1 pseudogene is annotated in these 334 nt (G+C 43.1%); it reads left to right on the top strand.

Going from position 1 to position 334, the window contains the following annotated elements:
* Window positions 1-156: pseudogene (gene rplA, locus ACTHSP_RS23200) on the top strand (50S ribosomal protein L1); the annotation flags it as partial.
* Between the last annotated feature and the right edge of the window lie 178 nt (window positions 157-334).

Raw genomic sequence — 334 nt, 5'->3', positions numbered from 1 at the left:
GCTGAAGCTGACTTGAAAGAAAACTTCAATGCGTTGCTGGATGCTATCGTTAAAGCCAAACCTGCTGCTGCTAAAGGCCAGTACCTGAAAAAAGTTGCTGTATCCAGCACTATGGGTTTGGGTGTTCGCGTTGATACTGCAAGCGTGAACAACTAAGAAATTTTCAGGTGATCTGATTTTCTGGATCACCTGAATTTGGGCTACTTAAAATTAAGTAGATGTCCAAGACCGTAGGGATCGTAAGATTTAATCGTAATTGCCCTACGCAGACGGTAGTCCTGAAACACATTGCAAGATTGCTTGTAAGATGTCTTTTTAGGTTACCGCGCTGGTG

The sequence above is a fragment of the Neisseria sp. P0001.S005 genome (assembly GCF_051963715.1).
This window is presented reverse-complemented; position numbering and strand designations above follow the sequence as displayed.